Annotated in this window: 21 protein-coding genes and 8 tRNA genes; 24 read left to right on the forward strand and 5 right to left on the reverse strand. The window is 49.9% G+C overall.

Features of this window, described 5'->3' with window-relative positions; all coding sequences use genetic code 11:
• A complete protein-coding gene (locus tag GL2_RS13990) occupies positions 1 to 402 on the reverse strand; it encodes a hypothetical protein (protein ID WP_143731242.1) in 402 nt (133 codons plus the stop codon).
• Entirely contained in the window at positions 402 to 1,616 is a 1,215-nt protein-coding gene (locus GL2_RS13995) for a pyridoxal phosphate-dependent aminotransferase (RefSeq protein WP_143731243.1), read from the reverse strand. The genes GL2_RS13990 and GL2_RS13995 overlap by 1 nt, the downstream gene beginning before the upstream one ends.
• Positions 1,617 to 1,745: 129 nt before the next feature.
• On the opposite strand from GL2_RS13995, the gene msrB reads away from it, so the two are divergent.
• The 17 genes from msrB to cyoD all read left to right on the forward strand — a co-directional run bounded on the left by msrB (position 1,746) and on the right by cyoD (position 13,110).
• Positions 1,746 to 2,159: a peptide-methionine (R)-S-oxide reductase MsrB gene (msrB, locus tag GL2_RS14000; protein ID WP_143731244.1), complete on the forward strand. Its 414-nt coding sequence runs from the start codon at positions 1,746 to 1,748 to the stop codon at positions 2,157 to 2,159.
• A complete protein-coding gene (locus tag GL2_RS14005) occupies positions 2,156 to 2,962 on the forward strand; it encodes a DUF1499 domain-containing protein (RefSeq protein ID WP_143731245.1) in 807 nt (268 codons plus the stop codon). The genes msrB and GL2_RS14005 overlap by 4 nt, the downstream gene beginning before the upstream one ends.
• A 134-nt stretch (positions 2,963 to 3,096) precedes the next feature.
• Positions 3,097 to 3,172, forward strand: a tRNA-Glu gene (locus GL2_RS14010).
• Between the two features lies 1 nt (position 3,173).
• Positions 3,174 to 3,249: transfer RNA gene (locus GL2_RS14015), tRNA-Gly, on the forward strand.
• Between the two features lie 120 nt (positions 3,250 to 3,369).
• Positions 3,370 to 3,445: transfer RNA gene (locus tag GL2_RS14020), tRNA-Glu, on the forward strand.
• Between the two features lie 34 nt (positions 3,446 to 3,479).
• Positions 3,480 to 3,555, forward strand: a tRNA-Gly gene (locus GL2_RS14025).
• A 119-nt stretch (positions 3,556 to 3,674) separates the two neighbouring features.
• A tRNA-Glu gene (locus tag GL2_RS14030) sits at positions 3,675 to 3,750 on the forward strand.
• A gap of 39 nt (positions 3,751 to 3,789) precedes the next feature.
• Positions 3,790 to 3,865, forward strand: a tRNA-Gly gene (locus GL2_RS14035).
• Positions 3,866 to 4,076: 211 nt separating this feature from the next.
• On the forward strand, positions 4,077 to 5,012 hold the full coding sequence (locus GL2_RS14040) for an ABC transporter ATP-binding protein (protein WP_143731246.1): 936 nt from the start codon (positions 4,077 to 4,079) through the stop codon (positions 5,010 to 5,012).
• A complete protein-coding gene (locus tag GL2_RS14045; RefSeq protein WP_143731247.1) occupies positions 5,009 to 5,782 on the forward strand; it encodes an ABC transporter permease in 774 nt (257 codons plus the stop codon). Before GL2_RS14040 ends, GL2_RS14045 begins: the two co-directional genes overlap by 4 nt.
• An 8-nt stretch (positions 5,783 to 5,790) precedes the next feature.
• Complete coding sequence (gene queF / locus GL2_RS14050) at positions 5,791 to 6,621, forward strand: NADPH-dependent 7-cyano-7-deazaguanine reductase QueF (RefSeq protein WP_172621154.1); 831 nt, start codon at positions 5,791 to 5,793, stop codon at positions 6,619 to 6,621.
• Positions 6,622 to 6,842: 221 nt separating this feature from the next.
• Complete coding sequence (locus GL2_RS14055) at positions 6,843 to 8,264, forward strand: DcaP family trimeric outer membrane transporter (RefSeq protein ID WP_143731248.1); 1,422 nt, start codon at positions 6,843 to 6,845, stop codon at positions 8,262 to 8,264.
• Positions 8,265 to 8,403: 139 nt separating this feature from the next.
• Positions 8,404 to 8,823 carry a hypothetical protein gene (locus GL2_RS14060; protein WP_143731249.1) on the forward strand — a complete coding sequence of 140 codons (420 nt, stop codon included), beginning with the start codon at positions 8,404 to 8,406 and terminating at the stop codon, positions 8,821 to 8,823.
• Between the two features lie 241 nt (positions 8,824 to 9,064).
• Positions 9,065 to 10,090: a cytochrome ubiquinol oxidase subunit II gene (locus GL2_RS14065; protein WP_232053625.1), complete on the forward strand. Its 1,026-nt coding sequence runs from the start codon at positions 9,065 to 9,067 to the stop codon at positions 10,088 to 10,090.
• Entirely contained in the window at positions 10,087 to 12,156 is a 2,070-nt protein-coding gene (locus GL2_RS14070) for a cbb3-type cytochrome c oxidase subunit I (RefSeq protein ID WP_143731250.1), read from the forward strand. The genes GL2_RS14065 and GL2_RS14070 overlap by 4 nt, the downstream gene beginning before the upstream one ends.
• An 8-nt stretch (positions 12,157 to 12,164) precedes the next feature.
• On the forward strand, positions 12,165 to 12,797 hold the full coding sequence (locus tag GL2_RS14075) for a cytochrome c oxidase subunit 3 (RefSeq protein ID WP_143731251.1): 633 nt from the start codon (positions 12,165 to 12,167) through the stop codon (positions 12,795 to 12,797).
• Positions 12,790 to 13,110, forward strand: a complete 321-nt coding sequence (gene cyoD / locus GL2_RS14080; protein WP_143731252.1) for a cytochrome o ubiquinol oxidase subunit IV — start codon at positions 12,790 to 12,792, stop codon at positions 13,108 to 13,110. The genes GL2_RS14075 and cyoD overlap by 8 nt, the downstream gene beginning before the upstream one ends.
• Position 13,111: 1 nt before the next feature.
• Here cyoD and GL2_RS14085 read toward each other — a convergent pair whose 3' ends face one another.
• Entirely contained in the window at positions 13,112 to 14,506 is a 1,395-nt protein-coding gene (locus tag GL2_RS14085; protein ID WP_143731253.1) for an adenylate/guanylate cyclase domain-containing protein, read from the reverse strand.
• Positions 14,507 to 14,745: 239 nt separating this feature from the next.
• On the opposite strand from GL2_RS14085, the gene GL2_RS14090 reads away from it, so the two are divergent.
• The 3 genes from GL2_RS14090 to GL2_RS14100 all read left to right on the forward strand — a co-directional run bounded on the left by GL2_RS14090 (position 14,746) and on the right by GL2_RS14100 (position 16,081).
• Complete coding sequence (locus GL2_RS14090; RefSeq protein WP_143731254.1) at positions 14,746 to 15,312, forward strand: nitroreductase family protein; 567 nt, start codon at positions 14,746 to 14,748, stop codon at positions 15,310 to 15,312.
• Between the two features lie 141 nt (positions 15,313 to 15,453).
• Positions 15,454 to 15,541: transfer RNA gene (locus GL2_RS14095), tRNA-Ser, on the forward strand.
• A 279-nt stretch (positions 15,542 to 15,820) separates the two neighbouring features.
• Entirely contained in the window at positions 15,821 to 16,081 is a 261-nt protein-coding gene (locus GL2_RS14100; RefSeq protein ID WP_143731255.1) for a hypothetical protein, read from the forward strand.
• A 484-nt stretch (positions 16,082 to 16,565) separates the two neighbouring features.
• Here GL2_RS14100 and GL2_RS14105 read toward each other — a convergent pair whose 3' ends face one another.
• Positions 16,566 to 17,141, reverse strand: a complete 576-nt coding sequence (locus GL2_RS14105) for a DUF4440 domain-containing protein (RefSeq protein ID WP_143731256.1) — start codon at positions 17,139 to 17,141, stop codon at positions 16,566 to 16,568.
• Positions 17,142 to 17,377: 236 nt separating this feature from the next.
• On the opposite strand from GL2_RS14105, the gene GL2_RS14110 reads away from it, so the two are divergent.
• The 4 genes from GL2_RS14110 (at position 17,378) to GL2_RS21530 (ending at position 21,912) form a co-directional block, all read left to right on the forward strand.
• A complete protein-coding gene (locus tag GL2_RS14110; RefSeq protein ID WP_197736459.1) occupies positions 17,378 to 19,315 on the forward strand; it encodes an aconitate hydratase in 1,938 nt (645 codons plus the stop codon).
• Between the two features lie 762 nt (positions 19,316 to 20,077).
• Positions 20,078 to 20,758 (forward strand): hypothetical protein, encoded by a 681-nt coding sequence (locus tag GL2_RS14115; RefSeq protein ID WP_232053626.1) that lies wholly within the window; start codon positions 20,078 to 20,080, stop codon positions 20,756 to 20,758.
• A gap of 430 nt (positions 20,759 to 21,188) precedes the next feature.
• Positions 21,189 to 21,608: an acid-activated periplasmic chaperone HdeA gene (gene hdeA / locus GL2_RS14120; RefSeq protein ID WP_197736460.1), complete on the forward strand. Its 420-nt coding sequence runs from the start codon at positions 21,189 to 21,191 to the stop codon at positions 21,606 to 21,608.
• Positions 21,609 to 21,774: 166 nt separating this feature from the next.
• A complete protein-coding gene (locus GL2_RS21530; protein WP_172621155.1) occupies positions 21,775 to 21,912 on the forward strand; it encodes a hypothetical protein in 138 nt (45 codons plus the stop codon).
• Positions 21,913 to 21,946: 34 nt separating this feature from the next.
• Here GL2_RS21530 and GL2_RS14125 read toward each other — a convergent pair.
• A tRNA-Arg gene (locus GL2_RS14125) sits at positions 21,947 to 22,022 on the reverse strand.
• Positions 22,023 to 22,132 lie beyond the last annotated feature (110 nt).

The following is a 22,132-nucleotide window of genomic DNA, read 5'->3' on the forward strand; positions in this document are numbered from 1 at the left end:
TTAGAGTGGGGCAAATTCCCGCATCAGGCGCTCCATTAGTGCCTGTAGTTTTGGGGACGAACCGCTGCGCACCGTGCTGTTAAGCAACTGTGCGTTGCTCTGGCCGGATTCTGCTTCTGAATTGATAAGCAGTAGGAAACCGCGGTGGCTCAACACCGCTTCCTCTGCAGCCTCCTGGCGTACCAGTTGAGAAAAACTGATATAGCCACTCTGCTTTAACCAGCTGACTGCACCCAGGCAAGCCAAGTGGCGTGGTGAGTGCAGCCCGAATTCGTCAGGGTTATCGGGCCCGGCGATATCCTCGATATAAAGAGTTGAGGGCACAGGAAACTGGCCGAAAAGCGCCAGCAAAATTCTGCCGGCATCTCGGTAAAAATCGTGAATGTGTAGATCGTCCAACATCAGCGGGAATAGCGCTCCAGAAAATAACCCAGGCGGGTAATAGCATGTGATAGGTCGTCCACCCTTGGCAGGAAGACTATACGCAAGTGGTCCGGTGTATCCCAGTGGAAAGCGCTGCCCTGTACCAACAGGATTTTTTCCTGGCGCAGGAATTCCAGTACCAGTTGTTCGTCGCTTTCTATTTTATGGTGGTCCAGGCTTAGTTTGGGGAATAGATAGATGGCGCCGCTGGGCTTAACACAACTGACACCGGGGATATCGTTCAACATACGATGAGCCAGATCTCGCTGTTGGCGAAGGCGCCCGCCGGGCAGTATCAGGTCGTTGATACTCTGGTAGCCGCCGAGTGCTGTTTGTACGGCGAACATCGCCGGTACATTACCGCACAGGCGCATGGAGGCGAGCATATCCATGCCTTCAATAAACCCTTTAGCGCGGTGCTTTGCGCCACCGACTATCATCCAGCCAGAGCGAAACCCAGCCAGGCGGTAGGACTTGGACAGGCCATTGAAGCTGAGACAGAGCACATCTGGGGCCAGTTTGGCCATCGGCGTAAATTCGGCATCGTCGTAGAGGATCTTGCTGTAAATTTCGTCGGCGAAGATCACCAGATTGTGGCTGTGCGCCACTTCAACGATATCCTCTAGCAGTTGCCTCGGGTAAATGGCGCCGGTAGGGTTGTTGGGGTTGATTACCACAATACCGCGGGTGCGTGGGGTAATCTTTGACTTGATATCCTCGATATCCGGTAGCCAGCCAGACTCCTCATCGCAGCGATAAAGTACCGGGTTGGCGCCGGCGAGATTGGCTGCTGCCATCCACAGGGGGTAATTGGGCATGGGTAGCAACAGCTCATCGCCATTATTAAGTAGCGCCTGGGTGGCCATGGAAATCAGCTCGGAGACACCGTTGCCCAGGTAAATGTCGTCAATATCCACACCCTGGATACCCAGAGTCTGGCACTCTTGCATAATGGCCTTGCGCGCCGCGAATAAGCCCTTGGACTCCACATAGCCCTGAGCTTGGGAGAGATTGTGGATGACATCCTGGATAATCTCATCCGGGGCATCGAAACCGAAAGGAGCGGGGTTGCCGATATTCAGTTTAAGAATCCGGTGGCCTTCCTCCTCCATGCGATAGGCTTGCTCCATCACTGGTCCGCGGATCTCATAACAGACGCCGTGCAGCTTTTCAGATTTATGTATGTCCTTCATGGTGGTTCGGCCGCCCTGTAAGCTTGGCAGGAGCGGTCCTGGGTCGCGTGCGAGCAGCGCGAAAGCCGGGAAGTCCACTGGCGGCGGGCGCCGCTCCTGCGGGAACTGGAAAAAATGGAACAAGAGAGTATGTCAAAACCAAAAGACAATAACTACTGGCGAGATAAGCTGACAGATGAGGAGTTTGAGGTGTGCCGCAAGGGTGGGACAGAGCCACCATTTACTGGCGAATATTGGGATGTTTTTGACGAAGGTGTCTATCGTTGCAGGTGCTGCGGCGAAGTTTTGTTTGACTCAGCGGCAAAATTTGAGAGCTCTTGCGGTTGGCCCAGTTTCGATGCGGAAATTGCGGAGGGCATTATTCGCGAACTTCCAGATAGTAGCTTTGGTATGCAGCGAGTTGAGATTCTCTGCAGCAAGTGTGAAAGCCACTTGGGGCATGTTTTTGACGACGGTCCCACCAATACCGGCCTGCGTTATTGCGTGAACTCCCTGTCGGTAACTCTGGATAAAGAAGGCAGTGAGGAAGGGGAAGACGAGTGACTGAGACACACTGGAGCCGATGGTTGCTGTGGATTCAATGGGCTCTGCTTACAGCGATTGTCCTGGCGGGGTTGGCACTGAGATTCGGATTACTGCATTACAGTGTGGCATTCAAAGTGTTTACCTATGCCGGTGCCGCGGCCCTGGTCATTGCCTTGGTCAGTCTGCTGATCTTTGTCTGGGGTGTGCGAAGCCGCAGTGCCGAAACCCGTAGCAATGCCCTTTGGGCTGTAGTGCTAGGCCTGCTGCCTGTGGCCATTCCATTGATCACGGTGGGTAAGGACAATTTTGCCGTGCCCAGAATCCACGATATCACTACGGACACCCGTAATCCGCCCCAGTATCGCGCGGTGCTGGAGCTGCGTAAGCCAGGTGATAATAGCGCCACATACGCAGGTGAACAGGTCGCGGAGTTGCAACGGGAGTCCGATGTTTATGCCGATATCTATCCCTTGCATGTAAACCTGCCCGTTGAGCGTACCACCGAACTGGCCGCGGAAGTGGCTGAAGAGTTGGGCTGGAAAATCATCTCCTATGAACCCGGAGCTGGTCATCTGGAGGCGGTGGACCGAACACTGTTACTGGGATTCACTGATGACATAGTGGTGCGGGTACGGCCGGACAGTGATCGTGGTTCGCGGGTGGATGTCCGCTCCAGTTCCCGGGTCGGGGTAAGTGATTTGGGCGCCAATGGAAAGCGCATTCGCGAATTCCTCGAAGAGTTGCACCTGCATGCCATCAGTGCAGCGAACAACGCAGCGGCTGGGAGTTCGAAATCCGGCTCCCGGAATCCACCGGGTTAGGTAAGTGCCTGACAATAAAAGAAAAAAAATTTAACTCGGGTGTTGACAGCACCCCGGGTGGTACATAGAATGCGCCCCACTTCTGACGCAGAGCTACACTTAAAACGCAGCGATGACGACAGGGGTTATTCTGGGTCCCCATCGTCTAGAGGCCTAGGACACCGCCCTTTCACGGCGGTAACAGGGGTTCGACTCCCCTTGGGGATGCCACGCGGGAATAGCTCAGTTGGTAGAGCGCAACCTTGCCAAGGTTGAGGTCGCCGGTTCGAACCCGGTTTCCCGCTCCAAACTTTATGCTTCACGAGATGATCTCTAGTCCTCTCGGGAAGTATCGTCACCGAGAAATCAGTGGCATTGCCATGGACAGCATGGCAGCACGGAACCGATAGGTTGTAGTGCAAGTTTCTGTCCCCATCGTCTAGAGGCCTAGGACACCGCCCTTTCACGGCGGTAACAGGGGTTCGACTCCCCTTGGGGATGCCAATACGACCCGGCAGCGTCGCTGTCGGGTCAAATTGCGGGAATAGCTCAGTTGGTAGAGCGCAACCTTGCCAAGGTTGAGGTCGCCGGTTCGAACCCGGTTTCCCGCTCCAAGTTTTGCTTTGCAGGATGACCTCAGGTCATTTCTTCGAGGTGAAGTCACTGGAAACCCAGTGGCAATGCCATGGACAGCATGGCAGCACGGGACCGGCAGGTTGTAGTGCAAGTTTCTGTCCCCATCGTCTAGAGGCCTAGGACACCGCCCTTTCACGGCGGTAACAGGGGTTCGACTCCCCTTGGGGATGCCAATATGGCCCGGCAGCACTGCTGCCGGGCCAACCCAAAGCGCGGGAATAGCTCAGTTGGTAGAGCGCAACCTTGCCAAGGTTGAGGTCGCCGGTTCGAACCCGGTTTCCCGCTCCAAATTAAAAAGCCGCTCAATCGAGCGGCTTTTTAATTTTCCGGTATATTGCTTCTAAGCCTATCGCTTGCGCCGGTGCATCCGGGACTATAGGTGCGCCCGGACTTTCGGCTGTTGCCAGGCTGGGCCACACTGTCAAATCCCTGTCTTCCTACTGGTTGAATTCAATTGGGCAAGCGCGTTGAATGGCGCCTCCAGCAACAGGAGTGAGAAATGACCGCCGCGCTATCTATCCAGAACCTGCAAAAAACCTATGAGGGCGGATTCCAAGCCTTGAAGGGCATTAGCTTTGAAGTACAGCCGGGGGATTTTTTCGCCCTGCTGGGCCCCAATGGTGCAGGTAAGTCCACAACTATAGGTATTATCTGCTCGCTGGTACGTAAGACTGCGGGTAGTGTCTCTATCTTCGGGGTCGACATCGATAGTAATTTCCCAGCCGCCAAGCGACTGCTTGGCGTAGTGCCACAGGAGTTCAACTTCAGCCAGTTTGAGAAGGTGTTTGATATCGTTGCTACCCAGGGTGGCTTCTATGGGATGCCGCGCAAATTGGCGGAAGAGCGCACTGAAAAGTACCTCAAGCAACTGGGATTATGGGACAAGCGGGCCACCCAGGCACGTATGTTGTCCGGAGGTATGAAGCGCCGCCTGATGATTGCGCGAGCGTTGATTCATGAGCCGAAACTATTGATTCTCGATGAACCCACTGCAGGGGTAGATATTGAGTTACGGCGCTCTATGTGGGCCTTTCTGGAACAGATCAATGCTCAGGGCACCACCATTATTCTTACCACTCACTACCTGGAGGAGGCTGAGAGCCTGTGCCGCAATATCGCCATTATCGACAAGGGCACTATTGTGGAAAATACCTCAATTAAGTCTCTGTTGAAAACCCTCAATCGTGAGACATTCATCCTCGATTGCAGTGAATACCTGGATAAGGCGCCAGGGCTTCAGGGGTTTGAGTGTGGTCTGTTGGATAATCACTCTCTGGAAATCACGGTGGAGAAAGGGCAGTCCCTGACAGAGGTATTTGTTGAGTTGAAATCCCAGGGCATTACTGTGACCAGTATGCGCAACCGTGCCAACCGCCTGGAGGAGCTATTTATTTCCATGTTGTCCGAGGAAAAAATGGAGGGGGTGGACGAGTGAGCGGCAAATTAACCTGGATTTCATTCAGTACGATTTTACGCCGCGAGATACGCCGGTTTATGCGTATCTGGCCACAAACGTTGGTGCCACCGGTTATTACCATGTCCCTGTACTTTGTGATTTTTGGTTCCCTGATTGGAAGCCGGATCGGAGATATGGGCGGTTACCCCTATATGGAATTTGTGGTGCCGGGCCTGATTATGATGGCGGTCATCACCAATTCTTACGCCAACGTAGTCTCCTCTTTTTATAGTGCCAAGTTTCAGCGCAGTATTGAGGAGCTTTTAGTGTCGCCCACGCCCAACTGGGCAGTGATGGCCGGATATGTACTCGGTGGTGTGGCGCGGGGCTTGATTGTTGGTTTGATTGTTACCCTGGTGGCGATGTTTTTTACCTCGCTGAGTGTCGAGCATGTTGGCGTTACCATGGCTATCGTATTTCTGACCGCAGTGCTTTTTTCGTTGGCGGGATTTATCAACGCCATCTATGCCAATAGTTTTGATGCAATTTCAATTATTCCCACTTTTGTTCTGACCCCGCTGACCTACCTGGGGGGTGTTTTCTACTCTATTGAGCTACTCTCGCCGTTTTGGCAGGGACTGTCGAAACTCAACCCAATCCTCTATATGGTGAATTCTTTTCGCTATGGGATACTTGGGGTTTCGGATATCAGTGTGGCTTGGGCGTTTGTTGGGGTTTTGGCATTTATTGCACTTCTCGCCAGCTGGGGGCTCTACCTGATGAGCCACGGCAAGCGATTAAGGCATTGAGGTTGATTATGAACAGAGAAGATTGGCAGAACCTCCCGCTGGGTCGGGAGACCACTTATGAGTCCACTTACAACCCGCAGTTGCTACACCCGATCCAGCGCTCTATCTCCCGCGCACAGTTGGGCTTGTCTGCCGGCGCCTTGCCTTTTTTTGGGGAGGATGAATGGTGGGGTTTTGAGCTGTCCTGGTTGAATTCGAAGGGCAAACCACAGGTTGCAGTGGCGCGCTTCAGTTTTCCAGCAGAAAGCCCCTGCATGGTGGAGTCCAAATCCTTCAAGCTTTACCTGAACTCTTTCAACCAGAGCAAGTTTGAATCCTGGCGCCTGGTACAGGACACCCTGGCGCGGGATCTGGGTGCCGCTGTTGGCACTGCAGTCGAGGTGAATTTGCTGGATGTGGAGGATGCCGCCCTAGCGGTAGAAAGGCCCCAGGGTTATTGCCTGGATGACCTGGATATTTTGGTGGAGCAATACCAGCCGGATCCATCCCTGCTTGCCCTGGACGAGAGTGAGGAGGATATTAGTGAGATACTCTATAGCCACCTGTTGCGCAGCAACTGCCCGGTTACCGGTCAACCGGACTGGGCTACTGTAATGGTGGAGTACAGGGGGCCGGCATTGAAGCGTGAGGCGCTACTCGCCTATATCATTTCTTTCCGGGAACACCAGGATTTCCACGAGCATTGTGTCGAGCGGATTTTTTGCGATCTGCAGCAATTGGCGGAGTTTTCAGAGCTGACTGTATGTGCCCGCTATACCCGCCGTGGTGGCCTGGATATCAACCCGTTACGCTCCACCCGGATCGAGAAACCGCTGCCCCCCCGTTTTGCCCGCCAATAGTATTTTTCGGTTTGCTTTGGCCCGACATCTGTCGGGTCAATATGTGACGCAGCTTTCTTTTTTTTACTGATTTTTACCCGGAAGTATTAAGGTTAATAGCGGGTGATTAACAGTGCCGCTAAGTCTTGGACTACCCTTTCTTGAATCAAACTGTGGGAAATTTACTAACTGCTGAAATTTGAGCAGGCCGGCCCCTAGGGAGATGGAGTCAAGCCGTATACATGGAAATCAATACACAATCCCCTGCGGTTCCTACTGCGATTGTGTTTGCGATCCTGACCTTTTTTTCCCAGCCCTCTTTTACTCAAGTCTATGTTGAAGCCGACCAGCTGCTGCGTGTTATAGAAGACCAGCAGCGCCAGCTGGAAGAACAAGAGGCGCAAATACAACGCCAAAAAGCGGCTCTTGATACCCTGCGGCAGCAGGTTGAAGAGTTGCGCCGTGCCATACCGGAAGACCCATCCCTACCGCCGCGCTTAAAGGATCATCACCCCGAGATATCTCCAAGCGAACTGGAGTCTGCAATTGCAGAAGCACCAACCGACTGGCCCGGCTCTATCCAGGTAACGGGACGGGGTACAAGGATCAAAATTAGTGGCTTTGCGGAGCTGGATGCGAATTATGATACCGGCGCTATTGTGAGCCCGGCAGAGTTCATCACCAGTGCGATTGTTACCAGCGACCGCACCGCTGCAGAGGGGGAGGACGGCCAAACCAACGTTTCTGTGCAGGTGTCGAGGTTGAAATTTGAGACACGCACTCCTTGGGGTGGGCGGAAAATCAGCACAGAAATGACAATGGATTTCCTGCGGGATTTTAGCGTTGCAGAACCAATATTACAGTTGCGTAAGGCCTATGGGCGAGTAAGTGATATCTTCCTTGGAGGGAGCTTACTGCTCGGTCAGGACTGGTCCACATTTACTAATCTCAATTCCTGGCCAAATACACTGGATTATGAGGGGCCAAACTCACTGCCTTCTTTACGACACCCAATTGTACGTTGGGAGCGAGTTTACCATCCGACACTCACTTTGGAGGTTGCCCTGGAAGCGCCCGATGAGCGGGTTTTTGAGGGGGCTGTGGAGGTTTCGCGTTGGCCCGATGCCGTAGTCGCCGTTATCTCTCAAACAGATCACATAAATTTTCAAGGCAGTTTTATATTGCGGGATTTACGTGGTAGTGGAGAACCACAGTCCACTGTTTCAGATACCGGATGGGGAGTAAATTTAAGCGGTGCTATAGATTTGCCTGGGCGCTTAGCCCCCGATTTTATTTCATATTCTGTTAGTTATGGAGCGGGGTATGGGGGAATTCTGAATGATTTTCCTGCGGATGCCTCTTACGATTTTTATGAAAACCGGCTGGAGGCTATTCCCACACTTGCCTGGTATATCGGTTACCAGCACTGGTGGACCCCGTGTCTATATACCGCTGCCACTTATGGACTGGTACAGCAAGATAATTTCGATTTTCAACCTGGCTTCGCATTCCGGGAAACCCAATACAGCAGTATTAACCTGACCTGGACCCCAACGCCTCAGTGGTTATTTGGTGTGGAGGCCCTGTATGGCACTCGGGAGGATAAGGATGGGGCCTATGGTTCGGTTTGGCGCACTCAATTCACCAGTCGTATCTCGTTTTAGGGTAGAGATGATGGCTTCCCGGGTAGTCTTGCTCCTTCTATTCTGTCTTAGTTTGTATGGTTGCCATCCAGCCAGGACAGTTGTCACTCATACTTGGCACTCGCCTCATATTTCTTGGCGTCCATTGGGGAAAACTCTGGTGCTGGCCTATACCCTGGAGCCTCGCCCAATTGTCGGGATTTATGTTGAGGATGTGTGGGTAGAGGAATTGAGACGCTATGAGCTGGAGGCTTACGCATGGAGCGATTTCGCGACAGGAGAAAATATTCCATCCATGAAAGAGATTGCCCAGGTGCTGGCGGCATATCAATTTGATACTCTGCTTATTACTCAATTGATTCAGTTCAAACGACCGAACAGAAACATATCCAACTCCCAAGTTGCCATAGTGGAAACCCGTTTATATATATCCCCGAGCGAAGAGCTGTATTGGTCAATACAGTCTGAGACTTTCCTGGTTAACTATGTAGATGGAGAAATACGCCGGCCACGGGAGGGAGATGCGCGAGAGTATATTGAGACAGTGATTCAGGAAATGATGAAGGATGGTGTTTTCTAAGGTAGATCACCTACCGCTGCAGAATAAATGTAATTGTCCGCCAGAAACTTCGTCCAGTGGGAGAGTACTGGAAGTTAAAGCCCAGTTTCTTCAGCTATTCTGGTGAGACGAGCCGTAAAGCATCACGTTGCAAGTACTGGAAGTACTTTGTTTTATAAATGCGATGAGTGAGTAGCGGGTCTGGTATAGCCGGTAGCCTGATGTGGGTGCCAGCGAAATCCTATCGTCGGTAGGCTTTACAATGGATTGGAAAGTTGATGTGCTCGTAGGGCTACCGCAAAAGCGGAAATGGTTATGGGGTTTCCGCCTATTGCCTTGGCTTGTATTTGGCCTTTCTGTCTTGCTCCTGGGTATGCTGTGTACAAATTCAGCCATTGCCGCAGAAAGCTTCCTGATGCCCCTGGGCCCGGTGGCCCACGAACAGAAAACCCACTTCTTCTGGGCTACAGCTCTCACCATGGTGGCTGTCCTGCCGGTTTTTATCCTGGTCCCAATTATTCTCATAAAATACCGGCGCAAGAAAGGCAGCGGTATTTATACGCCTAAGTGGGAGTCCTATGGCCCACTGGAAGTGGTTATGTGGGGTGTCCCTTTTCTGGTGATCCTGGTTCTATCCGTGATGCTTTGGCGCGCTACAATTAGCCTGGATCCTTATAAGGAAATTGAAGGGGTAGTACCGCCGGTCAGGGTGGAAGTGGTGGGGTTGGACTGGAAATGGCTGTTTATTTATCCCGAGCTGAAAATCGCCACAGTGGGGGAACTGGTCATTCCGGTGCACACACCAGTATCTATGACCCTGACCAGTGATACGGTGATGCAGTCATTTTTTATTGCGGCATTGGCGGGTCAAATTTATGTGATGCCAGGAATGACCACCAAGCTCAATTTTATTGCCACCAAAACCGGTAAAACCCAGGGAGAAAATACCCAATTCACCGGCAAAGGATTTACTGATCAAAAATTTGATGTACTGATCAAGAATGACGCGGATTTTCAGGCCTGGGTGTCACAGGTACGCTCCGCAGGTATTGCGCTGGATATGGATATTTACAATCGCCTGGCCACACGTACCACCCGTGAGGAGGCACACAAAGAATTGGCGACAGCACAAATGCCCGCCCAGGCCATATATTTCACGCTTCCGGACTCCGGGCTTTTCCATGACATTGTGATGCGCTACCACTCCGGTAAACCACTCAGTATTGAGGAGCAGCCCGGTACTGAGAAATTTGGGCGGGAGAAGGAAGTGGAGGGAGCGCAGCCATGAATGAGCACGGCTGGTTGGGGAAACTGGATTGGGACTCCCTCGTCTTTAGCAAACTGATTACTGATCCCTCTGTTAGTGAGGCCGTTGCCAGTACAGCGGGTAGCATTGTTATTATCGCAACTGTCGCAATTCTTGGTTTGCTGACCTGGTTCCGGGCATGGGGGCCTCTATGGTCTGAGTGGTTGACCAGCACAGACCATAAAAAAATCGGCATCATGTATATTGTGTTCGCACTGGTGATGATGACCCGTGGTTTGCTGGAGGGAATGGTAATGCGGGCACAGCAGGCCGCTGCTCCTGATGGTTTCCTCTACGCTGACCACTTTGCCCAGTTGTTCAGCACCCACGGCACAATCATGATATTTTTTGTTGCTGTGCCTTTTGTAGTTGGCTTGGTCAACTTTGTAATGCCACTGCAAATTGGAGCTCGGGATGTTGCTTTTCCGGTGCTCAACCAGATCAGTTTGGCTGTCACCGTTTCATCCGGGATTCTTTTGATGGTCTCCTTGGTGGTAGGGGAGTTTTCCACAGGCGGTTGGTCTGCCTACCCGCCCTATACAGGCGCAGATTTTAATCCCGGTGTAGGACCGGATTACTGGGTGTGGGCCATTGTTTTTTCAGGGGCGGGTACCACCCTGACTGGTATTAATTTTACAGTAACGATTATCAAGTGCCGTGCTGCCGGGATGAAATTTTTCCGGATGCCGATGTTTTGCTGGACGGTACTCTGCTCCTCCATCCTGATGATATTTGCTATGCCACCGCTTAGCGTGGCGGCGCTGATGCTCGGTTTCGATAGGTACCTCGACTTCCACTTTTTTACCAATGACCTTGGTGGAAATATGATGAACTATGCCAACCTGTTTTGGCTGTTCGGGCATCCCGAGGTTTATCTGCTTGTACTTCCGGCTTATGGGATTTTCTCTGAGGTTTTCTCCACCTTTTCCGCAAAACGACTCTATGGCTATAAATCGTTAGTAATTGCCACTATGAGTATTGCCGTATTGAGTTTTACCGTATGGCTGCATCACTTCTTTACTATGGGCCAGAGCCCCACGATCAATATCGTTTTTGGGATTGCCACCATGTTGATTGCGGTGCCCACTGGCGTAAAGGTTTATGACTGGATGGCGACCATGTATCGGGGGCGAATTCGCTTTACGACGCCGATGATTTATTCCATCGGATTTTTGATTTTATTCGTGATTGGCGGATTATCTGGTGTGATCCTGGCCAACCCTACAGTGGATTTCCAAGTACACAATACCTTGTTCCTGGTAGCGCATTTCCACAATGTGCTAATTCCGGGAGTGTTGTTCGGACTGCTTGCCGGGTATAACTATTGGTTCCCAAAAGCATTTGGTTTTCGTCTCAATGACAGGTTGGGGCGCTGGTCCGCATTTCTCTGGGTGCTCGGTTTTATGCTGACGTTTTTCCCGCTCTATGGTGCTGGCTTACTGGGGATGCCAAGGCGCTCGTTTAGCTATATGGATCTCACCTTCAAACCATATATGTTGGTGGCGTTTGTTGGCGCTATGGTGGTTTTGTGCGCGTTAATCAGCTTAGTGGTTCAGCTGGTAGTTAGCCTGAAAGACCGGGATAAAAATCGTGTTCCAGTTGGGGATCCCTGGGATGGTCGCTCCCTGGAGTGGTCGATTCCGGCACCGGCACCCTCATATAACTTTGTCGAATTGCCCAGGGTTACTGATCGGGATGAATTTACCGAGGCCAAGGAGCAGGGGCGGGCCTATCTGCCTCCAAAAGTTTACCGTGATATCGAGGTGCCGAAGAACAATCCCCTCGGATTTATCCTCTGCGTGCTGAGCGGCATCCTGATGTTCGCCCTGGTCTGGTATATCTGGTGGCTGGCTCTGGTATCGGCCCTGGCCATTATTGTTGCAGTAATAGCCTCCACTTTCCGCTGGGACAGTGAACGGGTTATTCCAGCGAGCCAAGTACAGAAAGATACGGAAAAGTGGCTGGAGCAGGTGAAAAAGAGCCGGGCGATTGGCAGGGATCTCGAAAACACCCCGGCCAATGTTGGGTATGCCAAGTTGGAGCACTAGGCTGACAAATGAACGGAAATCCTTCAACCAGTAACCCAAATGTAAACCCAGGTCAGTTGCCTGGGGCGATCCATAAAGACCCGGATATGGTGGTCTTCGGGTTCTGGGTATTTATGATGAGCGACCTGATTTTCTTTGGGGTCGTTTTTGCTATTTACATCACTATGATTGGTGCGACAGCAGGTGGGCCGGGGCCCAGGGAGCTATTCGATTTTGGCAGCCTGTTTGCGCAAACAATGCTGCTCCTTACCAGTAGTCTCACCGTGGGTATTGCCACAGTTACCATGAAACACCAGCGTAGCCAAGCCAGCTTTCTTTTCTGGGTGGTGGTTACTTTGCTTCTGGGGCTTGGCTTCCTGACATTGGAATTGTATGACTTCTCGCAAATGGCGGAGAAGGGTGGGGTACCCCAGCGCAGTGGTTATCTCTCCGCATTCTTTGGTCTGGTGCCGCTGCATGGCCTGCATGTCAGTTTCGGTTGTTTGTGGATGCTGGTGCTGATTGCGCAGGTATGGAAAAAGGGTATGCTGGATATTATAAAACTGCGCTTCCTACGCTTAGCCCTGTTTTGGCATTTCCTGGACCTGATCTGGATTGGAATTTTTTCCATAGTTTATTTCGGTGGGTGGGTATATGGCTGAAAAATCTGGTTATGCTGCCCATTTGCGTACTTATCTGACCGGTTATGTGTTATCGGTAGTGCTTACGCTCGCTGCGTTCTGGGCAGTCCTTGCCGTGGGACGGGAAAACAAAAGTGTGCTGTTATTGGTTGGCTTGCTCGGAGTGGCTCAATTGGCGGTGCAGCTTAAGTGTTTCCTGAATGTCACCACGCGAAGGGAAGGGCGGGATAACTTGGCCCTGATTCTTTTTTCTACGCTGATTCTGCTAATTATTGTGGTGGGTACTGCGTGGATCATGGGCAACCTGGCTATACGCATGCATACCACCATGTAATTTACATAATGACTTTGCTTTTGAGGTTGGAGGTTGCCTTTTCCAGGGATTGCAGCACCTTATTTTTGTCGTAATTGCGTATCTTATCCAGATCCAGATGCATGGAAAAACCGGGGGCGTGCTCTTCCAGATAACTCTGTTGGCCGCCGAGGTTTTTACGCAAGTCAGTTACCTGGTAAACCTTGACCGGTGTACTGATACCTTTCACTGTGATGTGGCCTTTGTCCCGGCACATAACTGTGTGTTTAATCATGGCCCAGGTCTCGTGACTAATCAGGATTTCCCCCGGTTGGGCAGCGCCCTCCAGGCGTGAAGCCAAGTTTACATGGGTCCCCATCACGGTATAAGACTGATAGTTTGCGGTACCAAAAATACCCACGGTGCAATAGCCGGTATTTATCCCCATGCGAACCTGCAGTGGCCGTGAGATTCCTTTATTGTACCATTCCTGTTTCATCTCACGAACCCGCTTGCGCATTGCTAGGGCCATGGCTACACAGCGCAGAGCATCGGATTTAGGTCCTTTGCTCTCATCATCCCCGAATACCACCATAACTGCATCACCGATAAATTTATCGATAGTACCGCCGTATTGGCCTGCAATACGGGCCATTTCCGAGAGGTAATTGTTGAGCAATAAGGTAAAGGTTTCAGCCTCCAGCTCTTCGGTAAGCTGGCTGAAATCCTTGATATCGGAAAAGAAAACGGTCAGCAGCTTGCGTTGCGTGGTCAGCGCCTCTTCATCGCCAGTGGTTACAGAACGCCATAAGCGCTGTGGCAGGTACTTGGAAAGCTTGTAGGAGCGTACTTTATTTATGCGTTGCTCCGTAGTCAGCGTGTGATTAGCTTCCTTGAGCTGGCTAATTTGTCGGTGGGTAAAAAATGCATAGGCACACAAATAGGCGAGGATACCTATCAAGCTTACTGTACTTATAGTGAGATCTGCGTTGATCAGCAATGCCGGCTTGTGCATCAGGTACCCGAGCACAACCCCAACCAAAAGGCCTGTATTGTGCTCGAACCACTTGCGCCCACCCCCTTGGGTAAGGGCATTGAGCTGCACCACAGTGACAAATAGCAACGACGGCAGCATGCTGAAATTGGCCAGTGCAATCGTAATCCCGACAAAAATGGTATCGATAAATGAGAGGCAGCGTCGGGTTTTATAAGCTTTTTTATCGCGAGATTTATAAAGTAGGAATTGGGCAAACGCACAGTACACGAGCAATAATACAGCTGTGCCAGCGGTAAGCAGCTTGTCCAGCTGCCATGGAGAGGACCAGTCGACAGTATTGACCAGGGTGCCCGTAGCCGCAAAACAAATTAAGGTACGGAAATAAGTAGAGTAATGGGGGCTGATCCCCCGATCTGTGTTCCCCTCAATCTGGTCCTGCATTTGTGGTTATCTTTTTGTCCGTGTAGCAGAAGTATACATACCGCGAGCAGGCGATAGGATGGCCCAATCTTCGCTGGGTCCGTAGGCTGCGCAGTGGTTTACTGAGCGAAGTGTACTCCTCCAAAAGCCAGATTGCTAAAAAACCGATGTTTTTAGTGGGGTTTTATACCGGGTGCGCGTATGCGCTATACGCGCTGGTTAGGGTACACTCCGCGCTTGGACTTTAACTGGAGATAACGATGGATGCCCTGACCGCCCTGCATAACAGAGTCTCAACGGGTAAGCTAACTGAGCCAGCCCCAAGTGAGCAGCAGCGCCAGAACATCTTTCGCGCTGCTTTGCGTGCAGCGGACCACGCCGGCCTTCGCCCCTGGCGTTTCCTATTAATTGAGGGCGACGAACGCAATCGCCTGGGAGAGATCTTCCTAAAGGCGGCTGAGCAGGCTGAGGATATTCCCTTGTCTGAGGCCCTGCGCCAGCGCACTTTGGCCATGCCACTGCGTGCTCCCTTAATCATTGTCGCGATCACTCGCCTGCAGGAGCACCCCAAAGTCCCCCCTTTGGAGCAACATATGTCCACCGCAGGTGCTGTACAGGCAATGCTCACTGCCGCCTATGCCGAAGGTGTTGGTATCTACTGGCGTACAGGCCCCCTGGGGGGTAGCCCTGTGGTAGCTGAGGGGCTTGGTCTCAGTGAAAATGAGCAAATAGATGGCTTTATCTACTGTGGAACCCCAGGCAAAGCTCCCCGCGAGGCGCCGGATTTACAGGTTGATGAGTATTTTTCGACTTGGAATGCACAATAAGGGCTTGCACATGGGGAAACATTTGGGTAAAGTGCGCGCTCTTTCGACGAGACAGAAGCTATCTTCCTGATTTCCTTGAAGATTTAGCAAATGAGAGAGACCCGCTGTAAGGCGGATTACCCTCCTCAAGGGTAACAATTTGGTGAGGTGTCCGAGTGGCCGAAGGAGCACGCCTGGAAAGTGTGTATGTCGAAAGGCATCGAGGGTTCGAATCCCTCCCTCACCGCCATCTTCTAAAAGCCCGGTTTATGCCGGGCTTTTTTGTTTCCAGCCTATCTACTCCCACTATCTTTTAAGAAATACGCCTAGCTGGTTTGTGCTGGGCAAAGAAGCTCGTGGCAGCTCGCGCCTATAGCCAGATCCCTGCCGGGGGAAGTGATATTGAATTGCTGGTTAACAGCTACAACTGTTCTAAAGGAAAAATTTATTACAGCGGGGCAATCATTATTTTGCGCTGCTTATTGTCGATAATTTCCAAAATGAAAACGGCAGGGTAAGAGCTAAATGCGTGAAAACCGATTTAGTCGAAGTACAGGGTCTACACAGCCTGCCCAAGAATCAATTCGGTATCACCAGCCTTCCAAACAGCTCCACTCTATTCGCTTCTGCTGACGACAGCACGGCGAAAATAACCATCACTGCACAGTTTAGTTTTACCACGGTCAGTAATAACTACAGTAGTATTTCCGGGTTATTGTTCAGTACAAAATACTGTTCGTATTGCGATGATTCTGGTACACAAGGCGGAGTGGTAATCAAACCCTCCTAGTGTCGCCAAGTGCTGGCAGCCGGTTCGAGTATGAAATTTAATAATCAAAGGCGTGGGCAATAAAGAACACCGGCATAAGAAGTAAATTTTTCTTGGGTTTTTCTTTATTTACCGGAGCTGTTGCATGGGATTGGGGCGAGGTGTCTAAAAGTAACAAGTCGATTACGATAGCCAATGATCCGGTAGTTTCAGCTGGTAGAAGTTTGTATTCCTGAAGAGGGATGTGTTGTTCCTGGAAAACCTGAGTATCCTCTAGAGGGGGAGTTAGAGGTGTTCGCTCCAAATATTGCGTTTTCTGTGGCAGTGGGGGCATTATAAAAAGATGTCGTGTTAGATATAGGGCTTCATCAGTACAATAAGTGTTTTGCTCAAGAGTACAATGCAAAATTGTTGGGGCTACTAATCAATGAAGGCTTTTAACCGTCACAGGTAATAAAGCTTCGGTCCTCTGTGGCGCATTTGGTGGCAGCAGTAATGCATTTTGCTAGGGCTTATCGCTATTGAAAATGGAAACGGCAACTTTCCATGTCCCGTCGGCTTGACGCTTCAAAATGTTGACGAATTTACCCTGCTCGGGCGGGTTTGTGTCCGCAATGGAGAAGGTTCCTATCTGATAGGCGAGGTCACCCTCAACGCCATATTCCACGAGTCTGTTACTATGAATGCCACCTCTGCTTTCGTCCATTCGAGATTGGTAAGTCTCTTCAAATGCGTTTCTGCCGCGTGTCATCGGCTGCTCAGGTGCCAGCAAGATGACATCTTCAGTGAAGAATGCGGCGCACGCCGTAGCATCCCCTCGGTTGAAGGCCTCATTGTATCCAGCGTCGAAGTCTTCTAGTACTTTCTTCATATCCATGATCTCTACCTTTGAGTCGAAGCTGTCGAGAAATGGGTCCGCCACTGATAAGGTGAGCCTCCTGTCTGGCTCTGCGAACAGTTCATGCACCAGTTTAGCAGCGCCGCGTAGGATTAACTTTGAGGTACAGTAGTAGGAACCAGCGCGGGGCCCTTCGTTACCCAGCAAGACGCCGTAGTTTCTGGTGGCCCCTTCGGTCTTCAAGCTGATCACTCTTTTACCAATTGCACTTATTTTCCGAAACCAAGGTAATTTAGAATTATTTCCTTTTTGGTTTTTATGGGGTGGGTACAGGAGCTTCTGTATATGTAGATTTGTCCACAATTTTATTTTTATATGCTTTAACGTTCTTTATTTAATGAGGGGTTTTTCTTTAAAGAGCTTATTCTCCAATTAAGATTGTAGGTTTTTTTAGGGTGGGGAATAGGAATATGAGCAGGATGAATCTTGCTGAAAAATTGATTGAAAGCCACTTGGTTAGTGGAGTAATGGCTCCAGGGGAGGTCTTACAGCTTAAAATTGATCAGGTTCTTAGTGAGGATGCTACTGGTACCTTGGTCATGCTGGAGCTTGAAGCTTTAGGGGCGCGGTCCGTAAAAGCAGAACTCTGTGCTCAATATATAGATCATAATATTTTAAAAGCAGATCATAGGAATGGGGATGATCATGTATTCCTGCATAGTGCATGTCGAAAATTTGGTATTTGGTATTCCCGGCCAGGGAATGGGATTAGCCACCCAGTGCATATGTCGTGTTTTGGGATTCCAGGAAAAACGATGCTTGGGGCTGATAGTCACACTTGTGCTGCGGGTTCCCTTTCCATGTTGGCAATGGGCGCGGGTGGTATCGAGGTTGCCTTAGCCATGATGGGCTGCCCGCTTACATTAGTGATGCCAAAAATCTTAGGAGTGTATTTAGATGGAAAGATGCAGCCTTGGGTTAGCGCAAAGGATATTATTCTAGAATTGCTGCGAAGATATACGATTAAAGGCTGCTGGAATAAAATCGTTGAGTATCGTGGCTCGGGCTTGAAGAGCTTAACAGCCATGGATCGGCATGTAATCGCCAATATGGGCCATGAAATGGGTGCAGTTACCAGTGTGTTCCCTTCTGATGAGCAGGTCCGGTCTTTTCTTCGTCAGCAGTCTCGGGAGGAGGATTTCATCGAGTTAGGCGCCGATGAGGGGGCTACTTATGATGAGGAGGAATTTATTGATTTGTCTGAGATTGAGCCAATGATTGCCTGCCCCTCGCGACCAGATAAGGTGGTCAAGGTGCGAGAGGTAAGTGGAAGACCGGTTTCCCAAAGTTATATTGGCTCTTCGGCAAACCCGGGCTTGCGTGATTTTTCTATACCAGCACGTATAGTTGGGGGGCGATATGTACCGGACGAGATGTCCTTTGATATTAACCCCTCCTCACGGCAGGTACTCCATGAGTTGACTAAAAGTGGTGACCTTGAAAGATTAATTGGCGCGGGTGCGCATCTGCATGATACCGGTTGTGGTGGCTGTATTGGCATGGGGCAGGCACCGGCAAGTGGGCACAATAGCCTTAGAACGGTACCACGCAATTTTCCTGGTCGCTCTGGTACAAAGGAGGATCAGGTTTACTTGTGTAGTCCAGAAACCGCTGCTGCAAGTGCTCTCACTGGGAAAATTATTGATCCCAGAAGTTTGGATATGAGTTATCCTGACTTCGAAGAGCCGGAAACTTTAATGGATATGCGGCCGCTAATGGAGCCTCCTCAGGAAATTCCGGTAAAAGTAGAGTTGAAGAAAGGGCCTAATATTAAGTCACTACCTGTTTTGGGTAAAATGCTCAGTGTTATTGCTGGGCCAGTATTGTTAAAGCTGGAAGATAATATTTCTACGGATGATATTATCCCCGGTGGTGCTGAGGCGCTGCCCTTGTGGTCAAATGTGCCAGAACTGAGTCGCCATGCATTGTCCCGGATTGATGACACCTTTTATGACCGGGCACAGGAAGTTGAAGAGGATATTTTCCTTGTTGCGGGGGATAACTTGGGGTATGGATCTGGGAGAGAGCATGCGGCTATTACATTGCGCTTTTTGGGTGTGCGTTGTGTGATTGCAAAAAGTGTAACTATGCATTATCGAAAAAATCTTATTGACCATGGGGTTTTGATATTAACTTTGGGAAGCCAAGGCGACTATGACGTGTTTAGTGAGGGGGATAAGCTTCAGTTTTTTGATCTCATGAGTTGCACCGGAGATAATGAGTTTTTGGAGCTTAGGAATCTTACCAAAAATAGGACTATATGGTTGAGAAATGATCTTTCTGATAGGGAGGTAGAAATAATAAAGTTTGGGGGGAGGGTTAATTATATGAAAAGTGTTATGGGTGGGTTCACATGAGGATGTGGGGCCAATTTAAGCTAATGGTTAAGTTGAATGCCTCGTTTTAAAACAGTAGTGGTTAGAGTTTAAAAATTGAGCCTGCATAGGCAGCATTAAAAAATGCACAGCATATAAAGGTTGTATTTTTTTCGAATCAAATAGTCGTCATAGTTTAATCTTTACCTCAAGCTATTATTCGTTAGCTGTAGTCGAAACCCTCTATGGTGTTTCACCTTACTCCGGTCTTTTTAATATTTTTCTCTTAATGGTTGCTATGGGGTTGCGTCCCATCCAGAAAGTCATGGGGAGAGTGCCTGAGGGGGGATGTGACTACTGGAAGTTGTGAAAGTATCTACCGAGAACTGTTAATCCACCCCTACCTTACACCAGTTACGGTCCTTGATAAGGATAGCTGTAAGGTGATTTCGGATTTATTGGTAGCTCCCTATAGTTAGTGGCAAGTTTATACGGAGGGCCTCGGGCCTAAAAGTTGAATAAATTGTGCCAGAAACGTGGGTTGGTCATTATGGTGGATCCGGCTTGACTCATGAGGAGTGCAGGGTTCTAGGGTTTTGACGCTAATATCAACAATGGTACAGGTTGTGCCTTTTGTTTGTTGGTATGGATGTTTATTCCTGCGGCCACTTGACTTGTCACCGAGGTAGGATGCTGTCAAGTGATGATATTTAGGCTGCATAATTGAACCAGCTCGATAATTGTTTGATGTTTTTGGGTTAGGGGAAGTATTTTTATTTATTTTGAGGCAAATAGGTGAAGAGTATGGATAGGGTTGCTGGGGTTTCAGCAATATGTATGGGTTTTCTATATATTGCTGCATTTCTATTTTTTGGTTTTTTTTGGGCATTTCCATCAGGAGGGAGTCCCGCTGAAAAAATGATGTTTCTGGAGGGGAACCAGATTCAATTTAGTGTGGTTTATACTTTTATGTATCTGGTGTTTGCAGTTTTTCTTGGCTGTTTAGTGGTTGGCTTACATGAGAAGCTTAAGAGAAGGAGTAGGGCTATTACTGCCGTAGGTTCCCTGTTTGGAGCTGTTTGGGTCGGCTTAGTGGTTGCGAGCGGTATGATTGCAAATATTGGCCTTTCCTATGTCATAGATATTATGGAAGTCAGTTTGGAAAAAGCTTTTGATGCTTGGGGAATTATTTACCTGATGGTTGAGAGTCTCGGGGGAGGTAATGAGTTGGCGGGAGGACTTTGGGTTCTTTTGATCAGCATTGTGGGATTGCAGGCTAAGGTTTTTCCTCGCCCATTAAATTTTCTTGGGTTGTTAGTGGGGATGGCTGGAATTGCAACTATCTATCCAGATGACATTTTCACAGAAATATTTGGCATTACACAAATAGGATGGTTTATCTGGATTGGTGTTTCCTTTTTGCGGGGTGAAAGTAGCAGTCAGTCCTGGGAGGCTACAAATTCAATATACAGGGCTACTGAATAGCTTGATAGCGCCTATTAACAGTTAAAGTGAGTAGGTGAATTCTCCTATAGGGAGTGTATGCAATCGATATCTCTTTCTGCTTCCGCAATTAATGTCGATTTAAGCGTTGGTTTGTAACCCTTATCTTAGGCTTTGGCTTCATCGAGGTTGGTTGACAGTTGATGTGGGTGTTTTTTCGTTTTTGCGCCAAAAAATGAAAAATGCGTCTATTCTTTCAATGGGCCAGGCACTCTTTGATCGGGTGCCCTGGTTAGCGTTTCCGCTGTCATAGGACTGGTTTAGAGACTGGGTTCATGAAATGCCTGGTGTTGCTGAGTCTGGGCTGTGAATTGCTGGTCTCAGCTTGCCAGCTCCTGGGAAGCGAGCGGATTGCACATTACCTGCAGTTGATTCACAGGGTTACACCCCTGGATACCTTGGAGATCTTATTGTGAAAAGCAAGCAGTACATCCTTCCTTTGGTAATTGCCAGTCTTGCTGCTTCTGCTGCCCTTGCGGATTCCCATCCCAAGAAGCCAGCTAAGGACTGGACCTGTGCAGACTTCCTGGCCATAGATGATGAAATCAAGCCTAAAGCGGTTTACTGGGCTGCAGCATATTCAAAGCGAGGTAAGGAAGAAGGGGATATGTTGGACATTGAAGGCACCGAGAAGGTGACACCAATGATTATCACCGCCTGCACCAATGCGCCTAAAGAGTCTTTCTGGGCCAAGTTTAAGGATGAGTGGCATAAAATGGGACGTCACCATGGCAAAGATAAGGCGAAACAGATGATGAATATGCAAGGTGGCGACAATAAAAGCGGCACCAATGGCAACAGTAATATGCAGAAACAAAAGCAGAAGCAGTAACAGTAACTGCATTTCTATAGGCGATGCCCGGCTTTGGCCGGGCTTCGTCTATTCTGGTCTTGAAGCTTGCCTGTGGCGGACGATAAGCTATTGGTGAGTTTCAGGCCGGCTTGAGCCTAAGCTGCTATCGTTGCCGGGTAATCAGGTAGTCAAAAGGAGTTGTACTATGGGAAAGGCTGTTAGGGAAGGTGTAAAGCGCGGGCGGAACATCAACCGTCAGGCTAGGCTGTTTTGGGGTGGGGTGCTGTTGGCGGGCCTGTTCCTGGCGCTATTTATGCATTCGGCTAAAGCACTTACTCTGTAAGGCATTCCTGTAGCTCTCACGGGGTGTTGGGAGATGGCGCCCCCGGGTGGACTCGAACCACCAGTCCGGACTTAGGAGGTCCGTGGTTTATCCTGTTAACCGACGGGGGCATGCACTTTGGTCGAGCTGTATGGCTGACTGTGGTGTGGAGGGCGGCCATTCTATCCGGTATGGCGACAAATGTCATGCCATCCTGCTTTGTAAATTTTTCCTTTCCCAA

It is taken from the genome of Microbulbifer sp. GL-2 (assembly GCF_007183175.1).
Classification (GTDB): domain Bacteria; phylum Pseudomonadota; class Gammaproteobacteria; order Pseudomonadales; family Cellvibrionaceae; genus Microbulbifer.